The organism is Nocardia niwae NBRC 108934 = DSM 45340, from assembly GCF_001613465.1.
GTDB lineage: Bacteria > Actinomycetota > Actinomycetes > Mycobacteriales > Mycobacteriaceae > Nocardia > Nocardia niwae.
On record NZ_BDCK01000016.1, the window covers coordinates 135,347 to 161,371 of the forward strand.

26 protein-coding genes and 2 tRNA genes are annotated in these 26,025 nt (G+C 64.8%); 6 read left to right on the forward strand and 22 right to left on the reverse strand.

Going from position 1 to position 26,025, the window contains the following annotated elements; translation table 11 throughout:
• Positions 1 to 183: 183 nt before the first annotated feature.
• Positions 184 to 462 (forward strand): putative quinol monooxygenase, encoded by a 279-nt coding sequence (locus NNI01S_RS07855; RefSeq protein WP_063019020.1) that lies wholly within the window; start codon positions 184 to 186, stop codon positions 460 to 462.
• Here NNI01S_RS07855 and fadD32 read toward each other — a convergent pair.
• Together fadD32 and NNI01S_RS07865 are read right to left on the reverse strand one after the other, a co-directional pair.
• A complete protein-coding gene (gene fadD32 / locus NNI01S_RS07860) occupies positions 459 to 2,384 on the reverse strand; it encodes a long-chain-fatty-acid--AMP ligase FadD32 (RefSeq protein WP_157114664.1) in 1,926 nt (641 codons plus the stop codon). The two genes, NNI01S_RS07855 and fadD32, sit on opposite strands and share 4 nt — an antisense overlap.
• A gap of 111 nt (positions 2,385 to 2,495) precedes the next feature.
• Positions 2,496 to 3,746 (reverse strand): KasA/KasB family beta-ketoacyl-ACP synthase, encoded by a 1,251-nt coding sequence (locus NNI01S_RS07865; protein ID WP_063019022.1) that lies wholly within the window; start codon positions 3,744 to 3,746, stop codon positions 2,496 to 2,498.
• A 335-nt stretch (positions 3,747 to 4,081) separates the two neighbouring features.
• Here NNI01S_RS07865 and NNI01S_RS07870 point away from each other — a divergent pair, with 335 nt between their 5' ends.
• From NNI01S_RS07870 to NNI01S_RS07890, 5 genes are all read left to right on the forward strand, one after another.
• Positions 4,082 to 5,215, forward strand: coding sequence for a DNA cytosine methyltransferase (locus NNI01S_RS07870; RefSeq protein WP_063019024.1), 1,134 nt, complete (start codon positions 4,082 to 4,084; stop codon positions 5,213 to 5,215).
• A gap of 35 nt (positions 5,216 to 5,250) precedes the next feature.
• On the forward strand, positions 5,251 to 5,637 hold the full coding sequence (locus NNI01S_RS07875) for a very short patch repair endonuclease (RefSeq protein ID WP_063019419.1): 387 nt from the start codon (positions 5,251 to 5,253) through the stop codon (positions 5,635 to 5,637).
• Between the two features lie 218 nt (positions 5,638 to 5,855).
• Entirely contained in the window at positions 5,856 to 6,578 is a 723-nt protein-coding gene (locus NNI01S_RS07880; protein ID WP_063019026.1) for a DUF998 domain-containing protein, read from the forward strand.
• Positions 6,571 to 6,963, forward strand: a complete 393-nt coding sequence (locus NNI01S_RS07885; protein WP_174554373.1) for a RidA family protein — start codon at positions 6,571 to 6,573, stop codon at positions 6,961 to 6,963. Before NNI01S_RS07880 ends, NNI01S_RS07885 begins: the two co-directional genes overlap by 8 nt.
• 65 nt (positions 6,964 to 7,028) lie before the next feature.
• Positions 7,029 to 7,745, forward strand: a complete 717-nt coding sequence (locus tag NNI01S_RS07890; RefSeq protein ID WP_063019028.1) for a maleylpyruvate isomerase family mycothiol-dependent enzyme — start codon at positions 7,029 to 7,031, stop codon at positions 7,743 to 7,745.
• A gap of 146 nt (positions 7,746 to 7,891) precedes the next feature.
• On the opposite strand, the gene NNI01S_RS07895 is transcribed toward NNI01S_RS07890, so the two are convergent.
• The 20 genes from NNI01S_RS07895 to NNI01S_RS07990 all read right to left on the reverse strand — a co-directional run bounded on the left by NNI01S_RS07895 (position 7,892) and on the right by NNI01S_RS07990 (position 25,932).
• Positions 7,892 to 9,643, reverse strand: a complete 1,752-nt coding sequence (locus NNI01S_RS07895) for a hypothetical protein (RefSeq protein WP_157114645.1) — start codon at positions 9,641 to 9,643, stop codon at positions 7,892 to 7,894.
• Positions 9,644 to 9,650: 7 nt separating this feature from the next.
• A complete protein-coding gene (locus NNI01S_RS07900; protein ID WP_084488620.1) occupies positions 9,651 to 10,703 on the reverse strand; it encodes a DegT/DnrJ/EryC1/StrS family aminotransferase in 1,053 nt (350 codons plus the stop codon).
• The gene (locus tag NNI01S_RS07905; protein WP_157114646.1) at positions 10,672 to 11,388 is read right to left on the reverse strand and encodes a polysaccharide deacetylase family protein; all 717 of its coding nucleotides are present in this window, start codon (positions 11,386 to 11,388) and stop codon (positions 10,672 to 10,674) included. Before NNI01S_RS07905 ends, NNI01S_RS07900 begins: the two co-directional genes overlap by 32 nt.
• Positions 11,381 to 12,430, reverse strand: a complete 1,050-nt coding sequence (locus NNI01S_RS07910) for an NAD-dependent epimerase/dehydratase family protein (RefSeq protein ID WP_063019037.1) — start codon at positions 12,428 to 12,430, stop codon at positions 11,381 to 11,383. The genes NNI01S_RS07905 and NNI01S_RS07910 overlap by 8 nt, the downstream gene beginning before the upstream one ends.
• Positions 12,427 to 13,446: an NAD-dependent epimerase/dehydratase family protein gene (locus tag NNI01S_RS07915; protein ID WP_063917367.1), complete on the reverse strand. Its 1,020-nt coding sequence runs from the start codon at positions 13,444 to 13,446 to the stop codon at positions 12,427 to 12,429. Before NNI01S_RS07915 ends, NNI01S_RS07910 begins: the two co-directional genes overlap by 4 nt.
• Complete coding sequence (locus NNI01S_RS07920) at positions 13,443 to 14,414, reverse strand: glycosyltransferase family 2 protein (protein ID WP_063019041.1); 972 nt, start codon at positions 14,412 to 14,414, stop codon at positions 13,443 to 13,445. Before NNI01S_RS07920 ends, NNI01S_RS07915 begins: the two co-directional genes overlap by 4 nt.
• The gene (locus NNI01S_RS35250; protein WP_063019043.1) at positions 14,407 to 14,691 is read right to left on the reverse strand and encodes a PqqD family protein; all 285 of its coding nucleotides are present in this window, start codon (positions 14,689 to 14,691) and stop codon (positions 14,407 to 14,409) included. Before NNI01S_RS35250 ends, NNI01S_RS07920 begins: the two co-directional genes overlap by 8 nt.
• Entirely contained in the window at positions 14,682 to 15,458 is a 777-nt protein-coding gene (locus NNI01S_RS35255; protein ID WP_169812937.1) for a hypothetical protein, read from the reverse strand. The genes NNI01S_RS35250 and NNI01S_RS35255 overlap by 10 nt, the downstream gene beginning before the upstream one ends.
• 218 nt (positions 15,459 to 15,676) lie before the next feature.
• Entirely contained in the window at positions 15,677 to 16,795 is a 1,119-nt protein-coding gene (locus NNI01S_RS07935; protein WP_169812938.1) for a DegT/DnrJ/EryC1/StrS family aminotransferase, read from the reverse strand.
• A gap of 37 nt (positions 16,796 to 16,832) precedes the next feature.
• Positions 16,833 to 17,660 carry a class I SAM-dependent methyltransferase gene (locus NNI01S_RS07940; protein ID WP_063019054.1) on the reverse strand — a complete coding sequence of 276 codons (828 nt, stop codon included), beginning with the start codon at positions 17,658 to 17,660 and terminating at the stop codon, positions 16,833 to 16,835.
• Positions 17,661 to 17,919: 259 nt separating this feature from the next.
• Complete coding sequence (locus NNI01S_RS07945; protein WP_063019056.1) at positions 17,920 to 18,552, reverse strand: hypothetical protein; 633 nt, start codon at positions 18,550 to 18,552, stop codon at positions 17,920 to 17,922.
• Positions 18,553 to 18,559: 7 nt separating this feature from the next.
• A complete protein-coding gene (locus NNI01S_RS07950) occupies positions 18,560 to 19,369 on the reverse strand; it encodes a hypothetical protein (protein ID WP_063019058.1) in 810 nt (269 codons plus the stop codon).
• Positions 19,370 to 19,551: 182 nt separating this feature from the next.
• Positions 19,552 to 20,787: a nucleotidyltransferase family protein gene (locus NNI01S_RS07955; RefSeq protein ID WP_084488625.1), complete on the reverse strand. Its 1,236-nt coding sequence runs from the start codon at positions 20,785 to 20,787 to the stop codon at positions 19,552 to 19,554.
• Between the two features lie 118 nt (positions 20,788 to 20,905).
• The gene (locus tag NNI01S_RS07960; protein WP_063019062.1) at positions 20,906 to 21,562 is read right to left on the reverse strand and encodes a WbqC family protein; all 657 of its coding nucleotides are present in this window, start codon (positions 21,560 to 21,562) and stop codon (positions 20,906 to 20,908) included.
• Positions 21,559 to 22,791, reverse strand: coding sequence for an MFS transporter (locus NNI01S_RS07965; RefSeq protein ID WP_063019064.1), 1,233 nt, complete (start codon positions 22,789 to 22,791; stop codon positions 21,559 to 21,561). Before NNI01S_RS07965 ends, NNI01S_RS07960 begins: the two co-directional genes overlap by 4 nt.
• Positions 22,779 to 23,420 (reverse strand): dTMP kinase, encoded by a 642-nt coding sequence (locus NNI01S_RS07970; protein ID WP_063019066.1) that lies wholly within the window; start codon positions 23,418 to 23,420, stop codon positions 22,779 to 22,781. Before NNI01S_RS07970 ends, NNI01S_RS07965 begins: the two co-directional genes overlap by 13 nt.
• A gap of 16 nt (positions 23,421 to 23,436) precedes the next feature.
• A complete protein-coding gene (locus NNI01S_RS07975) occupies positions 23,437 to 24,429 on the reverse strand; it encodes a glycosyltransferase family 2 protein (RefSeq protein WP_084488627.1) in 993 nt (330 codons plus the stop codon).
• Between the two features lie 513 nt (positions 24,430 to 24,942).
• A tRNA-Arg gene (locus tag NNI01S_RS07980) sits at positions 24,943 to 25,015 on the reverse strand.
• A 34-nt stretch (positions 25,016 to 25,049) separates the two neighbouring features.
• A tRNA-Ser gene (locus NNI01S_RS07985) sits at positions 25,050 to 25,139 on the reverse strand.
• Between the two features lie 88 nt (positions 25,140 to 25,227).
• Positions 25,228 to 25,932, reverse strand: a complete 705-nt coding sequence (locus NNI01S_RS07990) for a dienelactone hydrolase family protein (RefSeq protein ID WP_063019069.1) — start codon at positions 25,930 to 25,932, stop codon at positions 25,228 to 25,230.
• Positions 25,933 to 26,025: the final 93 nt, after the last annotated feature.

The window sequence follows — 26,025 nt, forward strand, 5'->3', positions numbered from 1 at the left end:
CACGGTGATGTTCGCAGCGGGGTCCGACATTCCAGGGTCGCACCGGAACGGGCATCGACCAACCGATTTTCCGGGCGGCGCCGGACATCCGCGCTCGCCGCGGCGACGGGATCCACACTCATTCGCCAAGTCGACAACCTCGAGCGAACTCGAGGTCAAGCCAGGCGCATCTGGACTCCCCTCATGCTGATCGTCGCCGGATACTTGCGGGTCACCGATCGCGACCGCTACCTCGACAGCTGCCGGGAAGTCGTGGCGCTCGCCCGCGCCGCCGAAGGCTGTCTCGACTTCAGTCTCGGCGCGGATCTGCTCGAACCCGATCGGGTGAACGTCTACGAGCGCTGGACGACCCGTGCCGCGGTGGAACGCTTCCGCGGCACGGGCACCTCGGGCGAGCTCGACGCCCGGATAGTGGGCGCCGACGTCCGCGAGTTCGACTACGAGACGGAGACGCGGCTCTAGCCGACGACCGCCGTCTCCGACTCCCACTCCTGCGGCGCGTCCGGGAATGCCTGCTGCTGGTGGCCGCCGCGCAGCGTGCCCTCCAGATAGGCGGCCCGGCAGGCGCGGCGAGCGATCTTGCCGCTGGACGTGCGCGGAATCGAACCGGCGGGCACCAGCAGCACGTCACGGACCATGACGCCGTGCCGGCGGGCGATCGCGGCGCGCACCGTGTCGGCGACCGACTCCGACTCGAGCTTGCTCGCACCGGTATTGCGCTCCGCGACGATCACCAACTGCTCGGAGGCGTCCGCGGCGTCGAACGTCAGCCCGGAGCGGCTGTCCTGTTCGAAGACCAGCGCGGGCAGTTCGTTGGCCGGCACCGAGAACGCCGCGACGAAGCCGGGGCGTAGTGCCGTGCTGGACTCCTGGGCCGAGAACTCCAGATCCTGCGGATAGTGATTGCGGCCGTCGACGATGACCAGGTCCTTGACCCGGCCGGTGATGTACAGCTCGCCGTCGAGGTAGGCGCCGAAATCGCCGGTGCGCATCCAATTGGCGTCCGGCGGCGCACCCTCCGCGTGACTACCTTCCGGCAAGCGGGTGGCCAGCTTGGCGCGGAAAGTTGCCTCGGTCTCCTCGGGGCGGCCCCAGTAGCCGATGCCCATGTTCTCGCCGTGCAGCCAGATCTCGCCGACCTCGCCGTCACGTCGCTCGACGCCGTGCTCCGGATCGACGATCACCGCCCACTGCGACAGCGCGACGTATCCGCAGGACACCTGCGCGATGGCGTTGTCGGCATCCGCGGCGACCTCGACCATCCGCCCGGCGTTCAGCTCCGCCCGGTCGACGTGGACGACCTTCGCCTTGTCCTGTGCCCTGGTGGCGGAGACGAACACCGTCGCCTCGGCCATGCCGTAGCAGGGCTTGATCGCCGTCTCCGGCAACCCGTACGGCACGAACGCCTCGTTGAACTTCTTCATCGACGACACCGAGACCGGCTCGCTGCCGTTGATCAGCCCGATCACATTGGACAGGTCCAATTCCTCACCGGGCTTCGGCTTGCCACGCGCCGCGGCGTGCTCGAACGCGAAGTTGGGTGCCGCCGCGAAGGTCCCTGCGCCGTCGGAGGCGGCGGCCAGTTCCTTGATCCAGCGGTACGGTCGACGGACGAACGCGCTCGGCGACATGATGGTGATGAAGCCGCCACCGACGGTCGGCAGGATCACGGCCAGTAGACCCATGTCGTGGAACAGCGGCAGCCAGGTGACCCCGCGCGAATTCTCGGTGACGCCGATGGCGTCGATCATCTGCAGCAAGTTGGTGCCCACCGCGCGGTGGGTGATCTCCACGCCCGCGGGCGTCCGGGTGGATCCCGACGTGTACTGCAGATAGGCGACGCTGTCGATGTTGATGTCCGGACGCACCCAGGAGGCGCCGACGCTGTCCGGGATCGCCTCCACCGCGATGATGCGCGGACGCTGCGGCGGCGGCAGGTGCCGGAAGAATTTCCGCACGCCGCTCGCCGCGGACCCCGCCGTGAGGATCGCGGCGGGGGTGCAGTCACCGAGGACCGCGCGCAAGCGGTCGGTGTGGCCCTGTTCCTCCGGATCGAAGAGCGGAACGGCGATATTGCCCGCGTACACCGCGGCGAACAGCGAGACGACGTAGTCGAGCCCCTGCGGCGCGAGGATCGCCACGCGATCGCCCGGCCGCGTGACCTGCTGCAGCCGGGCCGCCACCGCGCGCAGGCGCACACCGAACTGCTGCCAGGTGAGTTCGTGGTATTCGCCGTCCCTTTCCCTGGAGTAGTCGATGAAGCGGTAGGCGAGGTCGTCGCCGTTCTCCGTGCTGTGCTTGTCGACGAAGTCGATCAGGGTCTTGTCCCCGCGAATTCTGATATTGCCCTGATCGTCCAGATAGTCGTCGAAGGTTTCGTCGATCATCGCCTTATCCTTTTCCAGCGCATCGGCACTCAGGCCGTGCAATGACACCGAACACAGGTCGATAACGAAGCGTCGGGAAGGCTAGCAGGTATCCCGGCCACCTGGCGGTCAGTACCGTCCGAAGGCGAGAGCGACGTTGTGGCCGCCGAATCCGAACGAGTTGTTCAGGGCGTAATCGATCCGGCCGGGCCGGGAGCGGCCGTGCACCACATCGAGTTCGATTTCGGGATCCTGATTGTCCAGATTCAACGTGGGCGGCACGATTTCGTCGCGCACGGTGAGCACGGTGAGCACGGATTCGAGCGCACCCACCGCGCCGATGGAGTGGCCGAGGGCGGACTTGGGCGCGTAAACCGACGCGTGATCGCCCACCGCCTGGCTGATCGCGCGCGCTTCCGCCGTGTCCCCGATCGGAGTGGCGGTCGCGTGCGCGTTGACGTGCGTGACGTCGGTCTTGGCCAGCCCCGCCGTGCGCATCGCCCGCGTCATCGCGCGCGCGGCGCCGGTGCCCTCCGGGTCCGGCGCCACCAGGTGGAAGCCGTCGGAGGTGATGCCCGCGCCCATCAGCCGGGCGTGGATGGTCGCGCCGCGCGCTTTCGCGTGCTCCTCGGTCTCCAGCACCAGTAGCGCGCCCGCCTCACCGAAGACGAAACCGTCGCGGTCGGCGTCGAACGGACGCGAGGCGCTCTTCGGCGCGTCGTTGCGGGTGCTCATCGCGCGCATCATGGTGAACGCCGCGATCGCGAGGGCCTGGATGGAACCCTCCACACCGCCGGTGACCACCATGTCGGCGTCGCCCATGACGATCGTCCGCCACGCGTTGGCGATCGCCTCCGCACCGGACGAACAGGCCGACACCGGTGTCGTCACCCCGGCCCGCGCACCGAGTTCCAGCGCGACACAGGCCGCCGCGCCGTTCGGCATCACGGCCTGGACGGTGTACGGCGACACCTTGCGGTAGCCCCCGTTGTGCAGCTTGTCCCGAGCGTGGATCATCGCCTCCGCGCCACCGAGCCCGGTGCCGATGGACACCCCCAGCCGGTGCGTATCCACCTCGGGGCTGCCCGCGTTGCGCCAGACCTCGCGCCCGAGCACGAGGGCCAGCTGCTCGACGTAGGCGAGCCTGCGGGCCTCGGCCGGGTCCAGATACGCGGTGGGTGAAACTTTCAGATGCCCGCCGATGCGGACCGGCAGCTCGAATTCGTCGATGAAATCGTCTTCCAGGACGTCGATACCGCTGTCGCCGTTGAGCAAGCCCTTCCACGTGGAATCCACGTCACCCGCGAGGGACGTGGTCGCCGCGAGGCTTGTGACCACAACCGAGGGAAATTGTCCGTTTCTCGTGGAAGGCATCTGCATGTTTCGCTCACTTTCCCTAGCGTCGCTCTGGAACTTCGTCGAGCAAAAGCAATGCGCGAGCGCGCCACCAGGATCGTGGGCGGCCCGCACGGATGGCACTGGAGCGCAGGCGGATCAGCCGATCATCACGTCCGCGTGCGACCACCCTTGTGCATTATTGGAAATGCGCGTCGATCGCACGGCGTGACACGCGGACCGTACCAGGTGCCGGGGATGATGGTCGCGTGTTCGGTGTTCGCCCCGGACGACTCGAGTAACCTGCTCCCCGGGCACGGGACGCGCGGGCGGCGTCCGGTGTGGACGCGAGAAAGGGAAGGTCGTTGACGGGCGCGCGGATGGTCGGGCTGTTCGCGGGGATCGGCGGGCTCGAGCTCGGCCTCGGCAAGCACGGCTGGCATACCGAACTGCTGTGCGAGATCGAGCCCGGGGCGCAAGGCGTGCTCGCCGCCCGCTTCCCGGACGTACCGCTGCATTCCGACATCACCCGGCTGCGGGCCATCCCGGCGGGAACGGAGCTGGTCGCGGCCGGATTTCCGTGCCAGGACCTCTCCCAGGCGGGCCGCACCGCGGGCATCACCGGCACGCGCTCGGGTCTGGTCGACGAAGTCTTCCGGCTGGTGCGCCGCAAGCGCGGCCCGCGCTGGCTGGTGATCGAGAATGTGCCGTTCATGCTGCAGCTGGGCCGCGGCGCTGCCATGCGGCACATCACCGGCGCGCTCGACGAACTCGGCTACACCTGGGCCTACCGTGTGGTGGACGCCCGGGCCTTCGGCCTGCCCCAGCGCAGGCAGCGGGTGGTGATGCTGGCCTCCCGCACCGAGGACCCCCGCGGGGTGCTGTTCGGCGAAGACGCCGGTCCTCGCACCATCGGCGATCCCGCGGTCGATCCGTGCGGCTTCTACTGGACCGAGGGAGTGCGCGGACTCGGCTGGGCGGTGAACGCGGTGCCCACGCTGAAGGGCGGCTCCGCGCTCGGCATCGCCAGTCCGCCCGCGGTGCGGCTGCCGTCCGGGGAGATCGTCACGCCGGGCATCGCCGACGCCGAACGCCTGCAGGGCTTCGACCCCGGCTGGACAGCGCCCGCGACCGAACTGCCGGGCATCAGGAAGGGCCACCGCTGGAAGCTGGTCGGCAATGCGGTGAGCGTGCGGATGGCGGCCTGGGTTGGGTCGCGGCTGGCCGCTCCGCTCGAGCCGGTCTCCGGCGATCAGCCGCTGGCGCCGGGCACCCCGTGGCCGGTCGCCGCGTGGGGGCACGCCGGCGTGGCCTATCGTGTGCCGGTCTCGACCTGGCCGGTACACCAGCCGTATGAGGATCTGGCCGGTTTCCTCACCGACGCGCAGTTGCTCTCCGCCCGCGCGACGGCCGGATTCCTCCGCCGCACCACCATGGGCAGTCTGCGATTTCCGCCGGGGTTCCTGGCCGACGTGGAAAGTCATCTGGACCGAATGGGCGGGTGGGCGGCGTGAACCGGCCTCCTACCGACGCGGCCACCAGCGCGCGGATGGCGCGCCAACGGCGCGCCGGAACCGATCCGGAGCTCGCGCTGCGCCGGGAACTGCATCGCCGCGGGCTGCGCTACTTCGTCGATCGCGCACCGATCCGGGGCCAGCGCAGGCGCGCCGACCTGGTCTTTCCCCGCCGCCGCGTCGCGGTCTATGTGGACGGCTGTTTCTGGCACCGCTGCCCGCAGCACGCCGCCGACCCGAAGAACAATGCCGAATGGTGGGCGGCCAAACTGGCGGGCAACGTGGCCCGCGACCGGGCCACCGACGCGGCGCTGACCGCGGCGGGATGGCGCGTGGTCCGCGTCTGGGAGCACGAGGACCCCGTCAGGGCGGCCGATCGCGTCCAGGCGACATTGTCAGCGGTGCCGGACCCGCACCAGTGAACGCGGAGCGTGTGCGGCCAGGTAACCGGACATCACCATCACCGTGATGACCGCGATTCCGGCGGCGGCAGTCGCGAAACCGAGCATGGGAACCTCCTCGAGTTGCAGCTGTCGTCCAGCGTGCCGGGCGTAGCTGACAAGACCCTGTGTGCCGGATGGTAATGACGTGTGCGGCCTGCCGCTGTCCGGCGCGCTCGAACAATCAGCACAATGGGGACGTGACGGGTGGCTCGGAGAACGCCGTTCGACGCGTACGACCGGTATCGGTGCTGGTCGCCGCGGCGATCGCAATCGCGGGGCTGTGTTATTCGTCGTGGCTGCTGCAATTCGCGCTGCCCATCGACCTCGACCCGGTCGACACCTTCCTCAGCGAGCTGGACGCCGAGGGCAAGCCGTACCGCCAAGTCTTCGCGACCGCGGACCTGATCGTCGGGGCGATGCTCATGCCGGCGGCGGTCACGGGGGTGTGGTTGTTCCCGCGCCGCAGACTGACCGACGTCGGCTGGATCGCGCTGTTCTGCTTCGGCGCGGCGACCATCGCCGACGTCCTGCTGCCGCTGCGTGACTGCACGCCCGGCGAGAGCGGATGCGGCGGCCCGAGCGAACTGTTTCCCCAACTGCATCAGCCACACGCCTTGACGAGCACCCTGGCCGTCACCTCGATCGCCGTCGCCGCCTTCGCCTTCAGCATCGCCGCGTTCCGCTCTCGGCGCTGGCGGATACTGCGCGAATTCGGCCTGGTCGTGCTGGTGATCGGCGCGCTGGCAACGGTGTGGATGCTGGTGGCCGACAACCTGCCGGGAAACTACGCCCTCGGCATCGCCCAGCGTATCCAGGTCGGATCGATGTCCCTGTGGCTGATCACCCTGGCCGTCGGGGTCGTCGTGGAGGACCGGCAGCTGCGGCGCCGAGGGCCGTGCGATGCTGTCGCCCATGAGTGATCGCGTGAACATCTCCTCCGGTTCGGAGTTCGAAGACCTCGTCGGCTACTCGCGGGCGGTCCGGCTCGGCAATGTCATCGCGGTCAGCGGGACCACGGCCTCGGCTCCCGGCGGCACGGCCGTCGGCGGCGACGACATCGGCGAGCAGACCAGAGAGACTCTGCGGCGCATCGGCTCCGCGCTGGAGGAGGCGGGCGCGAGCCTGGCCGACGTCGTGCGCACCCGCATCTTCGTCACCGATATCGCCCGCTGGCCCGAGGTCGCCAAGGCGCACGCGGAGGTGTTCGGCGAGATCCGTCCGGCGACGGCGATGTACGAGATCAAAGGGTTGATCACCCCGGCCCTGCTGGTCGAGATCGAAGCCGACGCGATCGTCGGCGGGTAGGCGAAGTTCTCGAACCCGGCCCGTCATCGCGGCGGACCGGGCCGAGCCTCGCTAGGGTCGGAATCGTGACCACCGCCTCGCAGACCCCTGTGCAGCTCGACACCGTCGCCGAGGCGACCACCCGCCTGCTCGACACCATCCGCGGACTCGACGAGAGCGCCGTCACCGCGCCCTCCTTGCTTCCCGGCTGGACCCGCGGCCATGTCCTCGCACACCTCGCCCGCAACGCCGACAGCCTGGTGAACCTGCTGCTGTGGGCGCACACCGGCGTCGAAATTCCGCAATACGCCAGCGCTTTCCTGCGCGACGCCGACATCGAGGCGGGCGCGCCCCGCCCACTCGCCGAACAGATCGCCGACAACGAGGCCGCCACCACGCGTTTTCTCGGCCTCGCGCGCTCACTCACCGACGACGCGTGGCAAGCGCAGGTCCGCACCCGCCAGGGCCGCCCCATCCCCGCAACCGAAGTCCTGTGGATGCGTCTGCAAGAGGTCGAGATCCACCACGTAGACCTGAACGCCGCCTACACCCCCGCCGACTGGCCCGCCCCTTTCGTCGCCCGCATCCTCCCCCAGGCCACCGCCGACCTCACCTGCCTCACTGCCGAGTCAGCACTCTCCTTCACCATCCAGGCCACCGACACCGACTACACCGCCCCCATCGGCCCTTCCCCCACCCACACCATCTCCGGCCCCGCCTCATCCCTCGCCGCCTGGCTCCTCGGCCGCAGCCCCGGCACAGACCTCACCGGCGATCTCCCACCCCTCCCCGCCTGGAAGTGACGAGCGGCGCACCTCCGCGGCATGTGCGAGAACCGAGCACGCGGGCACCGAGCTCGTTCGCCGAGGGACTGCATACCCGTCGCGCAGCTTCGTGCACCGCCCGTGCCAGTTCCGGACTTCTCGCGCCAGTCGCTCGAGGTCGGATTTCACGTCGGTGCGGGTTTGGTGGACGCGTTCCGGCGCTCGAGCGCGCCTGGAAACAATCCGCGATCCTCCGCCACCCGCAACGGGACCCGATCGACGGGGACCCCTTCGACGGTGTAGCGGGCCAAGCGAGTCCCCGTTTTCGCAACGTTCGAGATGCGCTCCGGGATCAAGCATTCAACGGCGATCCCCGCTGCGCCGGCAGCCAAGTTCTTGCCGATGAGCCGGCCCGGCGCTACCGCTCCGGCGGTGACGGTCGGATCGGAGGCACTCGGGATAGGACAGATCCGCCAGATATCCCCTTTGGAGTTCGAGACCAGGTTGCCTCGCTCCTCCCAAGGCGTCACCGGCTCATCCGGTATCGAGACCAAGCCGCGAAAGAGGTTGTTGGCGCGGCCTTGGTTCACGATCTGACCGGTGTCGACGGTGAAGTCCCTGGAGAAGAAGTAGGACGGCGGCAGGCCCGCCGCACGCAGGGCCCACCAGTAATCCTCGACCAGCGGAAGGACGCTGGTGCGGATGTGCTCGGACTTTCTCGGGTCGCGGACCGACCACGCATCAGCCTGGGCGCGGATCTCGAGGATCACCGCGTCCACGTCTGCCGCAGTCGCCGCGGCCCATTCGGCCCGACGAGCGATACCCGCCGCCTTCTTCACTGTGAGGAGAGCAGCCAGGAACACCCGCTGCATATCGTTATAACCCGATTTCCGGGTGGACGAAGCGGGGTAGAGGTTCAGCCCGTAGAACCCGTTCTCGTCGAAACCCGGGTTTACCGCGTAGTACGGCCCGTCGATGTTCTCCAGGCGAAACAGCCGCCGTCGCACACCGGTCCGCAGGACCTCGTCGTTCGACATATCAGTCATCGGCGGTAGGACCGCATGACAATAGTCGGTGGGCGGCAGATCGAAGATGGGGCTCGCCGCTGTGGGCGTGCCGTCCGGCGCACACCGGTCGTCCAACCCCGTTATCCGTGCCGTCGACGGGACCTCGGAGACCGGATCTGCGGACACGAGCAGATGCGGACCACAGCGAATCCGGTGCCGCCCGTCCACGAAGTCCTCGACGACCTCGGCATTGTCCACCAGCGGCGCGAAACGCAGTTCGACGCATGTTCGCTCGCGCACCGGCGCTACCGCGGTGAACCGTGGCGAGTATGTACGCAGCGCATTCGCGAAATCGAGCAGGTACTCCCGCCGCGCCCCCGGTCGGCGTGATTCGGCGGCCGCCGTATACGACCAGGTCCACGGGGTGAACGAAAACCGGACGCCGGCGAGAGATTCGTACGGGAGGGTGGCGAGCGCGCTGTGCATCTCCTGCAGCCGAACGTTCGACCGCGAGAATCCTACCGTGGTAATGCGGACGCCACAGCCGAGTTCAGCCGAGCACAGCCGCACGTAATCGAGTAGTTCAGAATAGGAGCCGATATCGTTGTCGATATAGGGGAAGAGCACCTTCTTCTTGTGCGTTCGCTCACTCGCGATGGCAAGCCCCCGTTCCGCCGCAATCGTGCGCAGCGCCCAGATCAATGCCCGAAGCGAGCTGTTCGGGAACTCCCACACCACATTCGCGGCGTGCTGGCTACAAAATGCACATCTGTTGAAGCAGCCTATTTGCGGCTGGAAATATTGTAGTCGAGTGAGCGCGTCGTCCGGCACCGATCGCAGGCGCTCCAGGATCTGGTCCCGTTGTCTGATGTCATCGCTCGCAAGTTTTTCCGGAGTCTCGTCTCGCAGCAGATAGTAGGTGGCAATCACCCGTACCTCATCTCCCCACGGCATCGGATAAACACTGCACTACCCGATCCATATCCTGTCGTGACATTCGTGCGTGCAAAGGAACACGCAGCACGGTGTTCCGCGCCGCATCGGCGACAGGCGGTAACCCGACACCCGGGATCGCATCCACCCCCCTGGCCGATATCCCATTACCGTTGAGCGCTCGTTCGGCGAGTCCGCGTCGATGGGCCGAATCGAAACGGAGCAGAGCGGACGTCCAGGTACCCTCGCATCCCGGCGCACTCGCCAGCAATTCGACATCCGGAACTTCGACCAGTCGCTCGGCATAACCGGCGGCGAGTCGCCGGCGCACATCGACAATCGCGGGCAAGCGATCGAGTTGCGCATTTGCCATCGCTGCGGTGATATCGCTCATCCCCAGCTTCGGATAGCCCTCGACCGGATAGTTCTCGCTTGTGCCGTGCTGGGTCCATGCCAGCAATCCGCCTTCGCCGGTCGTCATGCTTTTGGTGGCATTCAAGCTGAAGATGCCGAAGTCACCGTCGCGTCCAACCGGCCCCCCGCGCGTCGCGCCACCGAATACAGACGCGCAATCCTCGATCAACGGAATGCTCGCATGGTCGCACAGCGAACGAATCGGCTCGATATCACCGACAAGTCCGCCGTAGTGCACGAACACCACCGCCCCGGTACGTTCGGTGAGGCATTCCGCCACCGCACCCGGCGCCAGTGCCAGCGTGTCGGTTGTCAAGTCGGCAAATACCGGAGTTCCGCCGACGAAGCGGATGACGTCGACAACTCCCTCGCAAACAATCGGAGTTGTGACGACCTCACGTCGGTCTCCGCGCAAGACCTGCCGCAGCGCGATCCACAGCGCAATGCTGCCGGAACACGTGGCGAAGGTGCGCCGACCGAGCACTGCGCTCGTTCTCGACTCGAATGCAGCGACCTCCGCACCGGCGGCTATCCATCCCGACCCGATAGCACGCGCCACAGCGGAGACATCGACATCGGTCACGTCCGGCCGGAACAGCGCGATATCCCAGTCAGTATCGGACACGATGGAAATGCCTTCCATACCAATTATGCGGATGCGTCAGGACGTAGACGAGGGGTCGTCGATCCGCCAATTGCGCACACAGGCAGCGCTCATCGTCCGTCAATACGCCGCGGTCGAACCGCCGCCACCGGCCGAGGCTGTCGGTGATGTATTGCGCCGTATGGAAGAGATCGAGTGGCTCGCGTCCGTAAGCTTCGTAGGCGAAGCCGTGGGCGGCAGGGTCGACGGCTGACAAGAAATCCAGATTGTTGTCCCGCGTCTGATCGCGATGACTCGCGATACCGGGCGGCTTGTCGGTCCCCGCGAGCAACCGGAATATCGCCAGTTGGAGTTCCAGCGCCTGCTCGCGCGGGACCCCGGTCGCGGACTCGTAGTCGAGTGGCTCCGCATGCAAGCCGATTTCGTGCCCCGCCGCCTGCAGATCTTTGATCAGGCTGTACACCTCGTAACCGAATACGTTGTAGCCGTTCGCCGAGACTCGCCAGAAATACGTTGCCGGTATGCCGAGCGCATTCTCGATCTCGGCGAATTTCGCCGCCCGGTCGGGCGCCTCGTCCACATCGTGCCGCAGCACGACGGTCCGGTCGCCCGTTGTCGCGCCGATCAGGTCGGCGCACCGGCTGAACTCGTAACCCATATCTACCGCGAGCCGGAGGCAGTCGGCGTAATGCGCGAAAGTAAAATCACAGTCGCGGTCAACCATGGGACATCACCTGCAGAGGGTAAGCCGCAACGAGTTCACGCATCCACGGCGAATGGTCGCGTGCCACCTTGCCGGAAGCGATCGCACGACGCAGCGAGCGAATATTGCTGTAGGCGTCGTTCTCGATGTCTGCTATGGCCCCGGCCCGCACGGCGTCCGCTATTTCCGCAATACCCTGTTCGATCGTCCGGGTCTTCCGATAGCCGAGCTCGGCCAGCCGCCGGAAATCGACGCGGTAACTCCGCCGATCCTCGTTGTCCGCGGTATCGCCGAAGTGCACTGTCGCACCGGATACCGCTCTGATCCGCGCCGCGAGGTCGGCGATGGTGAGGTTGTCGTCGTCTGCACCGACGTTGATCGGTCCGACGTAGCCCGACGACATCAGCAACTCCACGCTTCTGGCGATATCGAGGACGTGGACGAATGGCCGCCACTGCCCGCCGCCGCGCACCTCGAGCGCGATGCCCGCGGCCGCCCTAGCGCTCATCAGATTCACCACGGTGTCCAGCCTGGGCCGATGCGACAGCCCGAACGCGGTGCCGAAACGTGGGAACGCACAGGCCGTCCGGCCGGTCAACATCCCACCGACGACTCGCTCGATTCCGAGCTTGGTGGCGGCGTACACACCGATCGGGCATGCCGTCGACGTCTCGTCGACCACAGCCGCCTCCGCGCCGTAGACGCTGCATGTAGACGCCGCGACGAAAACCGGAATCCGCAACTCGTCGACCACCTGGGCAGCGCCGATGACACTGGTGTAGGTCAGCTCTACGGCGAGATCGACATCGACCTGGCAGGCCGGTTCGCCTACCAGCCCGCCCATATGAATGCAGGCGTCGACGCCACGCAGGACCTCCGTCAACGAACTCTTCGACCGATAGTCGGCATGGATCAGTTCGATGTCGCCCGAGCTCATCTCCTCGCTCCAACGATGTCCGTACATGAAGTTGTCGACGGCCCGCACGGTATGGCCCGAGCCGGCCAGATATCCTGCGATGGCGCTGCCCAGATAGCCGCCCCCGCCCAGCACTGTGACTTTCATACTCGTGCTTTCTCTGCGATGAGCCGCAGCCATGTCGGAATCGCGGAAGGATTCGCACTCATCCAATCCACGTACTGCCGCACGCCGTCGGAGAAGGTGATGCCGGGGCGCCAGTTCAGGACCTTCCGGCATACTTCGGTATCCGCGACACCGCCTTTCGGGTCACCTTCCGGCATGTCCGTCGATGTCACCGTCATCGCCGGAAAGTACTCCGCCAACTCGGTGACCACGTCTCTGATGGCCGTGGCCTGCCCGGTACCGATGTTCAGAATCCGGCCGGCCGCGCTATCGGTCACCGCTGCCCGGATCGTGCCTTCCACGATATCGCCGAGATGCGTGAAATCACGAATTTGATGACCGCCACCGTTCAGCTCGATCGGCAGGCCCAGCATCGCACGCATAACGAATATCGCGACCGCCCAACTGTGGCTGCCTTCCTTGGGAATCTGCGGCCCACCGTATACGCTGAAGTAGCGCACTACCGCGGTGTGTTCAGGAGCCGCCTTCGTCAGCGCGATCTCCTCTCCCGCCAGTTTCGATCTGCCGTACTCGGAGATCGGATCGGGAGCATCGGATTCAGCGAAGACCTGCGGTCCGCTGCCGACCACCCCGTTGCCGTACACACTCGCACTGGACACAAACACCGCTTTGGACACTCCGGCGCGGCGTGCGGCGGCCAACACCGTCGCCGTACCCCGCACATTCACGTCCTCGCATTCGCCCGGCATCCGTGTACATGCGGCGACATCAGCAAGCGCCGCCGCATGTATCACTACATCCCGACCTCGCAGTGCAGCCTCCACAACATCGCTGTCGCGGACATCGCCGCGGACGAGCGCTATATCGGCGTCGCTGTCGAACAGATACCGCCTGCTCTCCGCTGGATACGCACTGAGATTGTCGAATGCCGTCACTCGCCCGCCCGCTCTGGCGATTGTGCGGCAGATCGCTCCGCCGACCAGCCCGGCCCCTCCGGTCACCAGGAAATTCATATCTCGAACATCGACTGCGCTCATTGCTCAACCTTCTTCTGCAGACCGTCCGCAATTCTGCTGAATTCGGCGACAGTTAGTTTCTCCGTGAAGAAGAATGGCACCATCAGCACCGAAACATCGTTCGTCGACCGATAGAATTCCGTGAGGCACCGGACGCCCTCTTCGGTGATCATGTAGGGCTTGCTGTGCGGTAGATGCACCGTGACCGCGCGCGCCAGGAAAAGCGGCGAGACCTCCGCCACCCGCAAGCGGTAACCGAATTCGAGATCCGCGTACCATCCGGTCGGGTCGAACAGTGTATTGACGCCACCCACATCATGGAACAATGACTTGGGCAGCGAATGGTTGCCGTACCGCATCGCCAGCCAGCCAGCCGAATCACTTTGGAAACGGCCGGATTTGATGACCGCTTCGATATCGCGATAGACGGCGGGCTTTTTCGACATCATCTTGATGGCGTCGAACCGGTCGCGGACATCGGCAACCGACAGCCGGAACTCGTCCAGCTGCAACAGGTCGACGAGTGTGCTCTCGCCGGGACGTGAAACGAACGCCGAATGAACCTCGCCGGTGATGACGTCACGAACCGCCGCCGCCTGCCAGCAGTACAGCTCCCGCCCCACCGCCACGGTCGGCTTTCGAGTCTCTCGATGCGCCTCGATATGACGCCGCAGCAAGTCCGTGTCGGCGAGGTTGTCGTCAATGGCCAGGAACAACAGCTCGGACCGTGCCGCCGCGGCGGCCGCGTTGTAGGCGGAGCACATCCCGGCCGGATCCTGACGTATCACCCGCAGATTGCTCGCGGCCACGCCCCAGGCCGCGAACATGTCCGAGATCGGTTCGTCGCTGCCATCGTCGACCAGGATGATCTCGTAGCGGTCCGAGTCGATGTCCTGGCGCAGCAAGGTCTCGATAGTCAGCCGAAGCCGGCTCGGGCCCTGGTGTTCGTCGTTGATCCGGCATGGCAAAAGCACGGACAGCTCAGTCATCGTCGTCGGCTTCCTCGAGGAACAGTTCATCGATGAGCCTGGCGACGAATTCCCGCACATCCGCGAGTGCGTCATCGAGGGAGACGTCGTACTCCTGGTTCAGCAGGGCGGCGATCTGGCTAAGGTCCTTGGTGCCATCGCAGGCGTTCCAGATCAGCTCACTGGTTTCGTTCAGCACATACGCTCGGCTGCGGCGCACGATCTCCAGTTGGCCGTCGGGCCTGCGCCGCGACGACGCGCCCAGCGCCTTGACAGGTACCCGCGAGGTCAGCTCCATCGCACGACCACCGTCTCGAGCAGAGCACGGCACGTGCGCAGGTCTCGCGCGATTGCGCGACGGCCATCGGCCCCTTCGGCCGGCCCCCCGAGGATGATCGGCACAAGGCGATCGTTCACTGTCGAATCGAGCGCCCGCCGCATGCGCCGCACGATCCATTTGTCTTTGGCTCGCGACGAAAGGTATCCGCTGTCCAGAACCAAGGCGTTGCCGGTGTGGCTCGCGGCGATCCGTATCGAGATGGTCGCGGATTCCAGATCGCCGGATTCCAGCAGTCCCGCGGCATCTTCGAGGGCAGCGTTGGCCGTCATCCAGTCGCGGATCTTCAAAGCCTCTCGCAGGCCGCTGTCCAGCATGCGCGCTCTCAGCTCCTCGAAGGCATCCGCACCGATGACCGCAGTTCCGGTGCACAGTCTGCAGGCGAACTCCGCCTCATCGTCGGAGAGCGCACCGAATCGGCCACTGCGACCAGCGCGCGATATATGGTCGAGCACTGTTTCGAAATGGCTTGTGGTCCACTCTTCGACATCCCAGCGACAGTCTTCCGCTTCGATGATCCGGATATTCACCGGATCTCGCATGGCGGGCAACCACAGATACTGCGTTGCGGATTCCGCAGAAGTATATTCCGGCACGATGGCGTAGAGATCGATATCGCTTTCCGCGTGCGCGAAGCCCTCGACCGCCGAGCCGCTCGCGTAGACTGCCACGGCGGACGACGCGAAGTCGAGACGCGCAAGGACTTCAGTTGGATCGAGAGTCAACAATATACTGATCCGTTCTCGTCGTTCTATTTCGGAACTGCGCGGGTGCATCTCGCGATACACCCGCGCAGGCCAGGCCTGACATAGCACAGCCTGAATCAGATGACCGGGACAGGGTTCAACCCTCGGGTCAATTCCGGCTTCTTGTAAGACTTCCGCACGATCTGCATGATTCACCTCCTTTCGCTGTCGAAGTCGTTTCCCGGTTGGAAACGCGGAGGTCAGATGCGATGCGCGTGCAGGACTTCTCCGATGACATCCGACACGCGATCGACCTCTTCCGGCGACAGCCCGCCGTGCATGGGAATACTGAAAATATTCGCCGCGACAGCCTTCGCCACAGATTTTCCTCTGGTGTGCAGCCGGGCATTTCGGTAGAAAGGCTGACTGCTGATCGGCACGAAATGAATCGACGTTCCAATGCCCCGGACACGCAGTTCCTCGATGAATCTGTCGCGCCCGCACCGCACCTGGGCGGGGTTCAGCTCCACCATGTACAGATGCCAGCCGTGCGTGACCTCGGGAGCAGTGCTCGGCAGCCTGAGGCCGGACGATGCGCCGAGGGCAGCGTCATACCGCTTCGCGACTTCGTGTCGATTCCGCTGCATTCCGGAAAGGCGATCGAGCTGAGCCAAGCCGACAGCCGCCGACATACTCGGCATATTGAACTTCAGCCCGGGTGCGACCACCTCGTAGTATGGGTTACTACCGTCGATTCGACCGGCCAACGTTTTCCGGATTCCGTGGTTCGCGAGCAATCTGGCGGCACCGAGATTCTCCTCGGTAGATATCAATATCCCGCCCTCGCCAGTGGTCATGTTCTTGTTCGCATAGAAACTGAAAGCGGCCCATTCACCGAAGGAGCCGACCGGCATGCCCTTGTACCGCGCCCCGATCCCGTGCGCCGCGTCCTCGATGATGAAAAGGCCTTTGGCCCTGGCAATTTCGCGTAAGGCGTCCATATCGTCCGGATGCCCCGCCATGTGAATCGGCATTATCGCTTTGGTCCGCGACGTCACCGCGGCTTCGACCAGTTCGACATCGAGTCGCAGGTAGGGCAACGTCACGTCGACGAGCACGGGGGTGGCCCCGCACGCGGCGATGACATTCGCGGTGGCCGCGAAGGTGTAGTCACTGGTGATGACCTCGTCTCCCGGACCTACGCCGGCAGCGCGCAGTGCGAGAAACAATGCTGCGGTGGCGTTCGAGACCGCGATCGCGGGCCGGTCCCCGATGATGGCGGCGAACTTCTTCGTGAACTCCTCGGTGACCGGTCCGCTGGTGAGCCAGCCGGATTCGAGCACCCGCAGTACAGCCGCCTTCTCCGCTTCGCCGACCACCGGTTTGCTGAACGGTATGAATCCTGCCATCGGTCGACTATCGACCCGGCTTGTGCATGACGTACACGAACTGTTCGGACAGATGATCCGAGATGTCATCGACCGGATGCGAGTCGGCTTCGATCGCGAGGGCGTGCATCTTGCCGGCGACCTCGACCTGCTTGTTCGCGATGAGATGGCGCACCACAGTCGTCGCCGGGCTGCCGTAGATCTCGGAGACAGTCATCCCACAGTCGACGAGCCTCCCGAGCACATGTTTGGTCGGCACCACATTGCAGAGGTAACCATTGGGCTGTTGTTGTTTCGAACGGAAGGGGTTGTCCGCGTCCCCGGCGAGAAATACGCTGTTTTCGCTGTTGACCTCGAGCACGAGAGTTCCGCCGGGCGCGCACATCCGAACCAGATCGGCCAAGAATGAATCCAGGGCCTCCGGTGGAAGATGTTCGACCAACCCGAGGCACGCGACGATGTCGAAGCTGCCGGCATAGCCGGGCCTATCGACAACGCTGAGTGCGTCGCCCTGGACGGTTTCCACCCGGACGGCGTGTTCAGCGGCCGTGCGACGAAGAACATCGAGCATTTCGTTCGACACATCCACACAGGTCAATTCGCCGCCTCGGCGCGCGAGCCCGATCGAAATCCGCCCGACACCGCACCCGATATCCAAGATCCGTAAGCCCGAGATATCCTCCGGTAGGGCCCGTGCGAGCACTACCCGATGCCACTCGTCATAGGTGTTATTCCACTCGGTCGATCTATTGAAAGCCAGAACGGCCTCCAGATTGTCCCGAGCTGCGGGAAGACGGGTCCTTCCCCAGTACTCGGCAGCCAGCGCCGACGAGTATTCGTGTACCACTTCCACCATGATTCAATCTCCCCTATCGAATGCCAGGTCCCCCGGTTGAAGTGGATGCCGCCTGGCTGCAGAAGCGTGACCCTGCAGCGGTTTGCCTATCCCTCCGGCTTGCCTATCCCTCCGGCTATCACTCCGGCGTTCTGATTCGAATCTAGATCGGGAACTGCCGGTTCTCAACCCGATTGTGGACTTTTCCGCAGGTCGAGCGCCATTAATTCATGTCCGGTGCGGACACTCGTCGTAAGCCGGCCGAATGACGCCGAACCGGTCAAGCCGACAGACCCCAATCCTCCAGCAGGCCGGTCAGCTCACGTAAGCGCGCCGGCGTCAACTCCTTACGCGCGGAATCTTCCGCGGAATCCTGCGTGGCACTGTAATGCCACCAGGACTTCTGTCGATCGAAGACCAATGAACGGTCTTTGACGGCGGGCCCGCGGATGACCAGCGAAACCGTGTTCGGCTCGGCGGCCACCGCATGGACTACCGAGTGGTGCAGGACGTAGCCGTCACCCGGTCCCTCATGCCGTGCGTGAACGATCGGCGGCATGACTCCCTTCGGCGCGTCGCCGTACACCAGATGCCGATACCCACCCCTGAGGATCGAGGTCGCGAACGTCCACCGATGATTGTGTGGCAGATCCGCGTGACCAGGAAGAAAAACATGCAGCCTGACCCTGATGCCCGACTCTGCGTCCGAGTACAGGATGAGCTTGTCCACGGAATAGCGTTCCTGGTGCTCGCACAAGCGAAGTAGTTCGGGCCGCGCCGGTATTTGCCGCAGCGCGGCAGCGAGGATGTCCGGACGCCCGGCGATCTGCGCGAGCGCCGCTCCCGCCTGACGCTGGACCGCGCCGATATCTTCCCAGTCGAGTGAGCGCAGCGGCTCGATTATCTCGTCCATATCCCCCTCAATTCGATGACATCCCCAGGTCCTGCCGCGACGCGGTGATCTGGGAGCCGACACGACTCCACCCTCGCGCGCGCAGTGCCGTCCATACCTTCGGTCCACGAGTATCCGATCCCATAGTGACCGTGCCGCGAATTCGATCGAACCCTTCCATTCGTGCCGTACTCGCCAGCAGTGACTCTGCGTATCGTGTATCGGTGCCGACGAGGTCGAACAGCTCGAGCCGTTGCCGTCCGTCCCAGTCGTCCTCGACCAGCAGACACGCGGCAGCCAGTGTGCGGGTGGTGGAATGGGACACGAAGAAGTTCGGATTGCCGAACAAATCGCCGAGGTAATTCGCCAAAGCCGCCTCCGCGAAGACGAGTCCACGAGCGGCCGCGCCATTGCGTAGCGACGTTTCCAGGTTGGACCGCACCCAGTCGGGTGCTTCCGCGAGTGTCGTTCGCCGGATATCGCCGTCTCCGTCGTGCGTGATCATCCGCTCGACGTATATTTGGCTACAGCGCATGTCCCGCAGGTCGGCTGCCCCCGGTGCGTCTATCGAGAACATGTCTTCGCCACACGTGGCTATAGCCCAATCGAGTGTCGCCCGCATTTCGACTGGCGTCGGTGCCGTCCCGAACCGCACGATCCGGATCTGCGTACCCGCTACCGGATCGAAGTCGATCCCGGTGAGGAAGGGAGCGGCGCCGGACTTGTACAGCTGTCCCTCGCTTACCCAGTCCTCGATGCACCACCGCGCATACGGGATGCTCAGCGCGTCCAGCACTTCGTGCGGCGACGTCACCATATGCACGTCCTCGGCGCCCATGCGTATCTCCTCTTACCTGTGCACGAGGTGGGGCGGGCCCGGTCAGGCGAATGGCTCGCCCCACCCGATCCGCTACTGAGACTTCACGGATTTCTTCGCCTTCTTCGACTTCTTCCTACGGATCGTAAAAATCGGACCAGCTGCGCCCATCGCATATCACCTCCTCCCTCCCATCACCTTTCCTAGGCCTGATCCGCCCGCAGCGGAAACTCCACAAGCCATTCCTCGCGCACCGCACTACTGAGCGCTAGGACGAAGCGCCCGACGGGTGTCGAGAGATGGGCACGCCCCCCGTCGGATACCAACTCCGCTCCGTCCAGCAGGGAACGACCATCGCGATACGGTCGCGATACACCGCTTCCCGGCTCGCCGAGCGGCATACCGACAAGAGCGACCCCCATTCCGATCAGGCGGTCCACACCGAAGCTGCGCTGAGCGCCGAGCAGCACGCGTTCAGCCAGCGCAGCGGCGGTGCCGGAGCGGCGACGGTGCGTCTCCGCTGCCACAGCGAGCACTGAGGCCATCGGAGCGCGACTGGCCCACCACGGCAGGTGCGGTTTGCGTGTCCGCCGACGTGCCTGGGTACGGACCTCGCACAACCAGGCGACGGCCGACGGCAGATGGATGCGGGCAGCCTCGATCATCGAAGCCAGCGGCGCCAGTGCTCGATACTCGACGACGAGCTCGACAACTTTTCGGGTATCCGCGGGTTGCATTCGCTCCAGGAACACCGCCAGATCGAACATGTCACGCATCCGGATCCGGCGATCGCGCACCTCTTCGAGCAGACACATCACGCAATCAGCCAATGTCAGCGCAGGATCAACAGGCCACGCACGACGCCGCGGTGGCATCGTCACACGATCGCCCTCGTAGGCGATCGTGGAGAGATCGACCTCGTCCGCGGGCGTGAGATCGGGGTCGGCCGCCGGCCGTCGCATCACCAAAGTCGATTCCATCTGTCCGCCGACCTGCCAGACCCGGATCGCGCCTGGCGCCCAGCCCTGTTCGGCGAGCCGACGGCCACAGCGCCATACCGCCGATACGTCGGGAACCACCAGGTCGAGATCCGCCATATCGCGGTCCAATCCGATCGGGTACCAGAACGCCGCAGACAAACCTTTGAGGCACACCGCGCGCGGCTCCACCACGCGTAGGTCGTCGAGGACGGCTCGATACCTTTCGATCCGCTCGCGATGCAAGCGCAATTCCGCCGCATGGGGCTCACTGACCCGGATTCCGCGGTCGAGCCAGGCACTCACCAACGTCGGCAAGCCAGCATTCTCACCGCGCGCCGCACGCGCTCGCAAGAATGGCCGCGCGTCCGCACGATCTCGGGTGAACGTCGCCGCAATATCGTCTATCGGAACATCCCGGATGCTGGGCGTCCCGGCTGATTCATCGGCTACCGAACTCACCCCCCACGTTCACGTTTCGGTCTGCGTCATCGTATGCAGCGCAATCCGAAGGGCTCAACCACCTTGTCGCCTTTTCCCAGATCAGCGCGGGTCGATTAGTGTCCGGTGCGGACACCGGTCAGCGCTGAAGCGGCCCCTCGAAGGAGAGCAGATCGTGCAGAATAGACAATTCTTGCGCCCCTGGCGGTAACGAAAAGCTTTGCCATAAAACCGAGATTCCGGAATCCGCGAACAGTTGCTGTTCGAGGTAGTTCCGTCCGCCGGCACCGGAAAGATATGTCCGTGCTCCGACACGTTGACACAACGCCACCAGGCGCGCGGAGGGGCTGCGCTGCTCGATATCGGTCAGGCCCAACTCACTTTGCCGTATCATGGGGGTACGGATGCCGAGCAGTGTCATCATTGCGGTCAGGCATGCGTTTCCTATATCGGAGAGCGGAGCAATTTCACCCTGCGCCCCGATCGCATCCCTGATCGAGTGCCAAGCCGCTAGGTTCGGGCTCGCCCGATAGTATGCGGATATGATCCGGTCATGTTTCTCCAGCCAACGGGGATCGGCCGGGTGGACATCACAGATCCGAGTCTTCTCGCTGCTGTGCACCGGTATCGTGAGCCATCGGCCACCTGCGATCCGGTTGCGATGCTGGAAATCCCTGCGGGTGAACTGAAGGTCATCCTGGATGACGAACACGTCGGCCGCGGAGATCTTCTCCAGCAACCTCCGCGACGGGAGATAGGCAGGCTGATGCGCCGCCATCACAACCACGGCGTTCACGCCTCGGCCGGCAAACGGGGCACCTCGAGAAACCCGCTGTATTCGATGAGGGCAGCGCCGATGAGCAGGACTATCAGAAGCACCCCGCTGCAGACGAACAGCGCGGTAGTGCCGAGGATGCTCCAGAGTACCGGCGCGCTAGCGATTCCCAGCATACGGAGGCTGCTCTCGACCACCCACTCGACCGACGACACCCGCGACAGGTAGCCCATGGGAATCACGCGCTGAATCAGCGTCTCCCGGAAGGTTTCCGCAACACATGCCGCCAATCCGCTGACACCGAAGGAGACGACGATGGCGATCGGCAACGCGGGCACACCGAGCAGCACGATCGGCGGTACGCCGAGAAGCGACGCCAAACACGAGGTCCGATAAGCGTTGACGAGATTCAGCCGGGCAGCGACCGGTGCCCCGATCAGTGCGCCGATACCGGCGGCCGAAATCGATGCCGCCCAGACAATTTTGCCGCCCGAGACGGTCTCCAGAACGGCGGGCCCGATGGTGACGACGATACCTTGCGATACGAACTGCGCACCGGCGCCCACACAGATCATGGCCAGCAGCCAACGAGTCGCGAAAACGAACTTTATCCCGTGGACAACGCCGGACCATAAAGATCCGGGACCCTCTTCGGGTTCGACGTCACGCAGACGTACGCCGGCCAGCAACAGCGCCGACGCCAGAAAAGTACAGCAGTCGATGAACAGTACATCCACCGGCGCGAGCACGGTCGCCAGCACACCGCCTGCCGCGGGCCCGACGGTGATGCACAGATAATAGATGAAGTTGTGCGCTGCATTGGCAGCCTTGAGGTTGGCCTGCTCCACGAGCAGCAGGGGGATGATTCCGCCGAGCGAGGGCCGGAAGAATGACAAGGCGATCCCGTAGATGAAATACAATACGCACAGCGCGACCAGGTTCAGATCGTCCTGCATCAACAGGACAGCCGACACGGCGACGCAACTCGCCGACACGATGTCCGCCGCCACCATCACCCGGATACGAGAGTATCGATCACCGATGCTTCCGCCGATCAGCGCGAAGAGGAACATCGCAAATGTCCGCGCGAATATTATCGCCGCGAGGTCGGCGGCGGTTCCCCGAGCGAGTACCGCGAAAGCCAGAGCGGCCGATGTCATTCCGTCACCGAAAACGGACACGCCACGCGCGGTCAGGAACCAGGACAGCGACTTCTCGGATATACGGAGGCGATCCATCAGCACGGACATGCCGGTTCTCCCGCCAGTAAGAGATCGACTCGAGCGGCGACATCCGCGGCGATGGCAGCGGCAGCTCGCTCACCGGATACTTCGCAGGTGTGCTCGGGCAGAATCGATTCGTAGATGGCGTCGAGCCGGTCCTGGTACCGCACGAAGGTCTGCTCGAGCGACGTCCCCTCCTCCTCGTGATCGTGTCCTGATTGATGTCCGCGCAGCGGCAGTCCGGCCGCGAGCCGCCGCCGACAGGTCACTTCACCGGAAGTGCGGATCCAGATGACCGCATCCGGCTCCGGCAATCCCTGGAACAACTCGCCCAGCAGCGATGGCTGCACGCCGCGCATGATTCCTCTCGCGAAGGTTGTGTAGAACCATCGATCGGCCAGCACGATGCCGTCACGTATCGCCTGTCCGATCCCATCCCGCAGCCGGATACGCAAGTCGGCCGCCTCTAAACAAACCAACGCGAAGGGATCGAGCCGGTCGTCGATCTTGAGTCTGCTGACGCCCGCGCCCAGCCCTGCCGCTGAATTCCAGGTCGTGACGACGGCTTCTTTTCCGGCTTTCCGCAAGTGCTCCCTTGCCAGTGCCAGCTGCGATGATTTGCCAGAGCTGTGCACACCCTCGAATACGATCAGCATCCCTCGGCCCCTGCCCTCATCGTCCGAAGCCGGCTGCCATCGGCTCCCGCTCGACGTCCTTGATGCCATCGACGATGCGGCCGAACTGCGCGATCGTCATCCGCTCGGCGAAGAACGACGGCACCATCAGCACCGCGGTGTCCCTGGTGGTCGCATAGAATTCCCGCAAACACCGGTAACCGACTTCTGGAACCATGTAAGGCTTGTCGTGCGGCAGGTGCACTGTGATCGCTTCGGTGTCCAGTATCGGCACGATCCCACGGCGCTGGATACGGCGCCCCAGCTCCAAGTCCGCGTACCAGCCCGTCGGGTCCAACTTGGTTTCGGCCCCACCGAGTTCATCGAACAGCCGCTTCGGCATGGAGTGGTTTCCGAAGCGCATGGCGAGCCATCCGACCGCGGAGTCACCGAATCTTCCCGTTGCGATAGTTTCCTCGATATCCGCGTACGAGGCCGGCCGCTTCGACATCATGACAATCCAGCCGAAATTCTCGCGCACGTCCGCCACCGAGAGCTGGAATTCACCGATCTGCATGGCTTCGACCAAACTGGTGTGCGCGCTGTCGTCCCCGATGATGTCATTGCGTTCTCCGGTGATGACATCGCGTAACAGCTGCGTCGGCCAGCAGAACAACTCACGTCCGACCACGAGCTTTTCGCCCGCGGTGCGGTGCGCGCGCACATGCCGCCGAAGCAGGCTCTTTTCCGCGAGATTGTCATCTATGGCGAAGAACAGCAATTCGGAGCCCGCCGCAGCAGCAGCTACGTTGTAGGCCGTGCACATACCGGTCGGCGCCTGACGTTTCAAGACAAGATTGTCGGCGTCGATCCCCCACTCGCTCAACAGCTCTTCGATCGGCATGTCGCTGCCGTCGTCGACGAGGATTATTTCATAGCGCTCGTCCGGCAGATCTTGATTGAGCAACGACTCCAGGGTCAACCGCAATCTGCTGGATCCCTGATGTTCTTCATTTATCCGGCATGGCAGCAAGACGGATATCTCGCGCATTTTGTCCCGTTCTGATCATCGGAATCGGTCGACGATGGACGACCTATCCGCGGATAACCCATAACTCATCGACATGTGCTGCCTGCAAATCCCTCCCGAGGTGCGCTGCCATGTGCTATTACCGCGTACGACGAGCGAACGTAACCGCCACGGAAATGGCCGCCGTGGCCCATCATAGATACAATGCGCGTCGCTACACGATTGTTTTGGCCCGCGGCAGCGTCATCGTCGCACGTTATCGGCAACAAGCCGGTGTCCGGACCGGACACCGATTCGCTGCAAGATCGGGTGAGATGGCCCGCATCGCACACCGCGCCTGCCGATGCGGAACGTCTGGTGCGGAGGACCGGACAGTTCGCCCGCCCAGCCGCCGTGGGCGGTCGGGGAGCCGGCCACACAGCCGTACGCCGCTCCCCTCCTGACGGCTACACGCGCATGGAGCCAGGCGGCCGACCATGTTGTCACCACACGCGCGAAGGCCCCTCCGCAATGAGTCGGAGGGGCCTTCGTAAGTGCGCCCGAAGGGATTCGAACCCCTAACCTTCTGATCCGTAGTCAGATGCTCTATCCGTTGAGCTACGGGCGCCTGTGTTCTTCAGTTGTGCCCGGTTTCCCGGGTGTGGCGGAGGCGAGAGGATTTGAACCTCCGGTCCCCGTGAAGGGACAACTCATTAGCAGTGAGTCCCATTCGGCCGCTCTGGCACGCCTCCTGGAGCCTTCTCTTCGAGGGCACCGGTCCTTTCGAACCGCCGAGCAGAAAGGTTACAGCAGCTACCGTCCAGATCACAAAACGGCTGGTCAGCGCAGGTTACTGTCGAACCAATCGAAGATTCTGGTCTGCGAATCGACCGCATCACCGTCGTCGGTCTCGGAGGTGTCGGCGCGGTGATGCAGGCCGGGGTAGGTGACCACCAGGCTGGCGACCGCGGCGCGGGCGGTCGCGTCGCGTAGCTCGTCGACCTGGGCGGGCGGGGTGGCCGGGTCGTCGGCGCCGAACAGGCCCAGCCACGGCGCCTGCAGGTGGGGGGCGGCGCGCACGAGGGCGTCGGCCTGCTCGGTGAGCGGCTCGGTGATGCCGTGCGCCGCGACGCTCACGGCGGCGCCGATCGGACGATTGGTCGCGACCAGGAACGCGGCGGTGCCCGCGGAATCGAAGCCGAGCACGCCGATGGTGTCGGGGAAGACCCCGCGCCGGGTGAGCCAGTCGAAGCAGGCGTCGAAGTCCTGGAACAGCTCGTCGCCGAAGACTCCGGCGCCGGGGTCTTCGTCCGCCCGATGGAAGAGTTTGGGCGCTACCACGGTCCACCCTTCGCCCGCCAGCGCGTTCATCAGGTCGCGTAACGCGCCGGTGAACTCGCGCGACTCGTGCAGCACCACGATCCCGCCGCGGGCGTTTCCTTCCGGCTCCACCACTGTGATGGGCACCTGCCCACCGCTGGCCGGCCGCTCGTCTTCCTGGTCGCTACCCCGCAGCGGGGCCATATCGTCGTAGGTGCCCGACATGAAACCAGCGTAGGGCGAGTTGCTGATCTTCGGTAGAAATTGCACGTGAGGGCCTATAACCCAGAGAATTTCCGGTACGCCGATCGGGTTGGT

What these genes read in the sequence shown, in the direction of transcription:
- NNI01S_RS07885 (WP_174554373.1), top strand. Translation starts at nt 6,571, where the DNA reads ATGAGTGATCGCGTGAACATCTCCTCCGGTTCGGAGTTCGAAGACCTC.
- NNI01S_RS07945 (WP_063019056.1), bottom strand. Translation starts at nt 18,552, where the DNA reads ATGGACGAGATAATCGAGCCGCTGCGCTCACTCGACTGGGAAGATATC.
- NNI01S_RS07855 (WP_063019020.1), top strand. Translation starts at nt 184, where the DNA reads ATGCTGATCGTCGCCGGATACTTGCGGGTCACCGATCGCGACCGCTAC.
- NNI01S_RS07910 (WP_063019037.1), bottom strand. Translation starts at nt 12,430, where the DNA reads ATGAAAGTCACAGTGCTGGGCGGGGGCGGCTATCTGGGCAGCGCCATC.
- NNI01S_RS07920 (WP_063019041.1), bottom strand. Translation starts at nt 14,414, where the DNA reads ATGACTGAGCTGTCCGTGCTTTTGCCATGCCGGATCAACGACGAACAC.
- NNI01S_RS07870 (WP_063019024.1), top strand. Translation starts at nt 4,082, where the DNA reads ATGGTCGGGCTGTTCGCGGGGATCGGCGGGCTCGAGCTCGGCCTCGGC.
- NNI01S_RS07990 (WP_063019069.1), bottom strand. Translation starts at nt 25,932, where the DNA reads ATGTCGGGCACCTACGACGATATGGCCCCGCTGCGGGGTAGCGACCAG.
- NNI01S_RS07875 (WP_063019419.1), top strand. Translation starts at nt 5,251, where the DNA reads ATGGCGCGCCAACGGCGCGCCGGAACCGATCCGGAGCTCGCGCTGCGC.
- NNI01S_RS07865 (WP_063019022.1), bottom strand. Translation starts at nt 3,746, where the DNA reads ATGCAGATGCCTTCCACGAGAAACGGACAATTTCCCTCGGTTGTGGTC.
- NNI01S_RS07915 (WP_063917367.1), bottom strand. Translation starts at nt 13,446, where the DNA reads ATGAGCGCAGTCGATGTTCGAGATATGAATTTCCTGGTGACCGGAGGG.
- NNI01S_RS07900 (WP_084488620.1), bottom strand. Translation starts at nt 10,703, where the DNA reads ATGGAAGGCATTTCCATCGTGTCCGATACTGACTGGGATATCGCGCTG.
- NNI01S_RS07950 (WP_063019058.1), bottom strand. Translation starts at nt 19,369, where the DNA reads ATGGGCGCCGAGGACGTGCATATGGTGACGTCGCCGCACGAAGTGCTG.
- NNI01S_RS07965 (WP_063019064.1), bottom strand. Translation starts at nt 22,791, where the DNA reads ATGTCCGTGCTGATGGATCGCCTCCGTATATCCGAGAAGTCGCTGTCC.
- NNI01S_RS07905 (WP_157114646.1), bottom strand. Translation starts at nt 11,388, where the DNA reads ATGGTTGACCGCGACTGTGATTTTACTTTCGCGCATTACGCCGACTGC.
- NNI01S_RS07940 (WP_063019054.1), bottom strand. Translation starts at nt 17,660, where the DNA reads ATGGTGGAAGTGGTACACGAATACTCGTCGGCGCTGGCTGCCGAGTAC.
- NNI01S_RS35250 (WP_063019043.1), bottom strand. Translation starts at nt 14,691, where the DNA reads ATGGAGCTGACCTCGCGGGTACCTGTCAAGGCGCTGGGCGCGTCGTCG.
- NNI01S_RS07975 (WP_084488627.1), bottom strand. Translation starts at nt 24,429, where the DNA reads ATGCGCGAGATATCCGTCTTGCTGCCATGCCGGATAAATGAAGAACAT.
- NNI01S_RS07970 (WP_063019066.1), bottom strand. Translation starts at nt 23,420, where the DNA reads ATGCTGATCGTATTCGAGGGTGTGCACAGCTCTGGCAAATCATCGCAG.